The organism is Streptomyces plumbidurans, from assembly GCF_019857225.1.
In the GTDB taxonomy this organism is placed as follows: domain Bacteria; phylum Actinomycetota; class Actinomycetes; order Streptomycetales; family Streptomycetaceae; genus Streptomyces; species Streptomyces plumbidurans.
Window position 1 is genome coordinate 1 of the sequence record NZ_JAFJSY010000157.1, and the last position, 3209, is coordinate 3209.

Annotated in this window: 3 protein-coding genes, 1 tRNA gene and 1 pseudogene; 3 read left to right on the plus strand and 2 right to left on the minus strand. The window is 72.4% G+C overall.

Features of this window, described 5'->3' with window-relative positions; all coding sequences use genetic code 11:
* Nucleotides 1–899: pseudogene (locus JYK17_RS40095) on the minus strand (SCO7613 C-terminal domain-containing membrane protein); the annotation flags it as partial.
* Between the two features lie 66 nt (nucleotides 900–965).
* On the opposite strand from JYK17_RS40095, the gene JYK17_RS40100 reads away from it, so the two are divergent.
* Together JYK17_RS40100 and JYK17_RS40105 are read left to right on the plus strand one after the other, a co-directional pair.
* Nucleotides 966–1412: an SRPBCC family protein gene (locus JYK17_RS40100; RefSeq protein ID WP_108011497.1), complete on the plus strand. Its 447-nt coding sequence runs from the start codon at nucleotides 966–968 to the stop codon at nucleotides 1410–1412.
* 39 nt (nucleotides 1413–1451) lie between these two features.
* Nucleotides 1452–1523: transfer RNA gene (locus JYK17_RS40105), tRNA-Val, on the plus strand.
* A gap of 53 nt (nucleotides 1524–1576) precedes the next feature.
* On the opposite strand, the gene JYK17_RS40110 is transcribed toward JYK17_RS40105, so the two are convergent.
* Complete coding sequence (locus tag JYK17_RS40110) at nucleotides 1577–2302, minus strand: 3'-5' exonuclease (protein ID WP_108011494.1); 726 nt, start codon at nucleotides 2300–2302, stop codon at nucleotides 1577–1579.
* 169 nt (nucleotides 2303–2471) lie between these two features.
* Here JYK17_RS40110 and JYK17_RS40115 point away from each other — a divergent pair, with 169 nt between their 5' ends.
* Nucleotides 2472–3038, plus strand: coding sequence for a DUF4365 domain-containing protein (locus JYK17_RS40115; RefSeq protein WP_016434268.1), 567 nt, complete (start codon nucleotides 2472–2474; stop codon nucleotides 3036–3038).
* Nucleotides 3039–3209 lie beyond the last annotated feature (171 nt).

Below are 3209 nucleotides of genomic sequence, written 5' to 3' on the forward strand. Positions count from 1 at the left end.
CGCGCGGCGGCGCCCAGCGCGAGCGCCGCCGCGAGGAGGAGCGCCGCCGCACGGGCGGCGGCGCTCGGGCCGGCTGCACCCCAGGAGAGCCAGCCGGCCGCCAGAACGCCCCAGGACCCCATGCCGTACGCGCCGATCGCGGCCAGAACGCGTACGGACCCGGCGGTCACCCGGAGCGCCACAACCGTGTCGAACCCGGCCGTCACCAGCAGTGCGGCCGTGATCCCGTACGGCACCGCGGACGCCCGGATCGCCCAGAACAGCAGCGGGAGTTGGGCCGCGGCCAGCGCGGCGTGCGGCGGCAGCCGCAGTCCGGCCACCTGAGGCAGCCGCCCGTACGCCACCCACAGCCCCGCCAGCAGCGCCGAGGCGAGCGCCGTGTATCCCGCGCCGTCCGCCCCCGTGACGGCGACCTGGTGCACGGCGTACGCGTCCAGCACCATCAGCGCGAGTCCCAGGCCGGCCACCGACTCGGCCGTCGAGCGCAGCCCGCGCCGCAACAGGGGCACCGGCGCGAAGAGCGCGGCCGACGTGATCGCGGCCAGTACGAGCGCCCGTCCGCTGATTCCCAGGCGCCCCCAGCTGACCAGGGTGAACACCGCCGCCGCGAGGGTGAGCAGCACACCGCCGAGCAGAAGGAGGACGTTCTGCACGCCGTGTGCGGTGGCCTCCGGGCGGGGCGGGCCGAGGGGCGCCTGCCGTGCCGGGCCCGCCGCGCCGGACGCGGTGAGCGGGGCGACCGGCTGGAGCGCGGCCACGAGCCACGCGCGGCGGTGCAGCAACTGGGCCCGGCGGGCGTCCAGTTGCCTCAGCTCGGCATCGAGGAGCCGCAACTCCTCGGCCGGGGGCGGAACGTGCGTCATGCCAGGGAGTGTGGTGCGCGTCACGTCACGCGACATGAGTGCGCGTACTCAGTACGTACTCAGTTCCCTGCGAAAGGCCCTGCGTACGGGCAGACTTCCGGCATGGACTGGACGCACTACCGCTTCGGCAGTCTCTGGACCCTGTCCGCCGCGCCCGCGATCGTCTACGAGGCGCTGGAGAGGGCCGAGGAGTACCCCCGGTGGTGGCCCCAGGTGCGGGAGGTGACCCGGCTCGACGACACCACCGGCATCATCCGCATCCGTTCCCTCCTCCCGTACGACCTGCGCTTCACCGCCCGCGCGACGCGCCGCGACCGGGCCGCCGGAGTCCTGGAGATCGCCATGTCCGGCGACATCGACGGCTGGGCGCGCTGGACGGTCACCGCCGTCGGCACCGGCACCCTCGCCCGCTACGAGCAGGTCGTCGACGTGCACAAGCCGCTGCTCAGGCGGCTGGCCGTGCCGGGACGGCCGGTGTTCCGCGCCAACCACCGGCTGATGATGCGGGCGGGGCGCAGGGGCCTGGCGGCCCACCTGGAAGCGGTTTGATGTGGGCCCGCGAAGACCTGTATTGTTCAGTCCGTTCCCGGGCGATTAGCTCAGTGGGAGAGCGCTTCGTTCACACCGAAGAGGTCACTGGTTCGAACCCAGTATCGCCCACCTGGTAAAGGCTGGTCCGCAGCAGCGGACCGGCCTTTGTCATGTCGCCTCCGTCATGCCGCCGCAGGCAGATCCGGTCGTAGCGGCCACTCGGTGTGCACGATCTCCGGAGCGCCGCTCTTGGTGAACCACGCCTGCAGGCCGCGGGCCTGGGCGGCGTGCCAGGTCGTCTGCAGGGTGTGCAGTTCGGCGGGGGAGAGGCGTTCGAGGCGGGCGGCGAAACGGCGCCCGATGGCCCGTACGAGATCCAGCGACGCCAGGGCGTCCGCGGCCGCGTCGTGCGCGCCCTCCAGCTGGACGTCGTAGTGCGCGCACAGGTCCGTCAGAGTGCGGCGGCCCTTGCGGTAGCGGTCGAGGTGTTTGTCGAGGACGCGCGGATCGAGGACGCGCAGCGCCGACGCCTCGAACCAGCGGTCGAGCGAGGAGGCGCGATGGCGGCGCAACTCGCGGTCCAGCAGCGTCAGATCGAAGGGCGCGTTCATCACGACCAGCGGGCGGGCCATCGCCGCCTGCTCGGCCAGTTCCTCCGCTATCTCGTGCATCACCGGCGCCGGCCAGCGGCCGTTGCGCGCCAGGTGTTCGTCCGTCAGCCCGTGCACCGCCGTCGCCGCCTCCGGCACCGGCACACCCGGGTTGACCAGCCAGCGGGTCACCCGGGGCCGGGTGCCCGGGGCGTCCTGGACGACGACGGCGGCCGACACGATCCGGTCGGTCTCGACGTCGACGCCCGTGGTCTCCGTGTCGAAGGCCGCGAGGGGCCCCTCGTACCAGCACGTCATGTCCGCACAACTCCCTGTTCACCCACGGCAGCTGACGACCCGTCTTCTGCCTGTTTGGTGATACCCGGGCTGTTTGCGCCGTACGCCGGAAGGACACAACAGGAGTACGGGTCTTTGCAGTTCAGCGGCCCGTCACGGGGAAACACTTGGCTTGGAAGGCTGTTTGGTCATGGCGATAGCGCAGCCCGAGCGGGGCGGGCTGCTGCCCGAACGCACGGGTCCCCTTCGCGGCACACTCGCCACCACCGCCTGCATGGAGACACTGCAGGTGGGTTATCTGCACGCGGTCGCCGCGGCGGCCGGCTGCTCGCTGTCGCAACCATTCCCGGACAACGGCATCGACTGGCACGTCAGTCACGGCTCGCCCGGGCACACCGTCGACGACGAGGTCACCATCAAGGTGCAGCTCAAGTGCACGTACCAGGTGCCGCCGAACCCGCCGGGCCGCTTCTTCTCCTTCACGCTCGACAACGACCATCTGCGCAAGCTCGCGCGCACCCCCGTGTCGGTGCACAAGATCCTGGTCGTGATGCTCGTGCCGCGCGCCCAGGACGACTGGCTGCGCGCCAGCCACGACCGGCTGGACCTGAGGCACTGCTGCTACTGGGTCAACCTCGCCGGGCACCCGATCACCGGCCGCACCCGCACCACCGTGCGGATACCGACCTCGCGCATCTTCGACGACCGAGCGCTCTGCGAGATCATGACGCGGGTCGGGACGGGAGGCAGACCATGACGCACCGCCCCCTGGAGGAGCCCGTCCGGCCGGTCCGGCCGCACCCCGACGACCTCGCCGCTGCCGCCTGGCACCGACCGCCCGAGCCCGGTCAGGTCGACCCCGCCGTGCTCGGCGCCCTGCTGCACCGGCACGGCTGGCGGCGCCGCGGCGGCGCGGCCGGACGCTACG

What these genes read in the sequence shown, in the direction of transcription:
- JYK17_RS40100 (WP_108011497.1), top strand. Translation starts at nt 966, where the DNA reads ATGGACTGGACGCACTACCGCTTCGGCAGTCTCTGGACCCTGTCCGCC.
- JYK17_RS40110 (WP_108011494.1), bottom strand. Translation starts at nt 2,302, where the DNA reads ATGACGTGCTGGTACGAGGGGCCCCTCGCGGCCTTCGACACGGAGACC.
- JYK17_RS40115 (WP_016434268.1), top strand. Translation starts at nt 2,472, where the DNA reads ATGGCGATAGCGCAGCCCGAGCGGGGCGGGCTGCTGCCCGAACGCACG.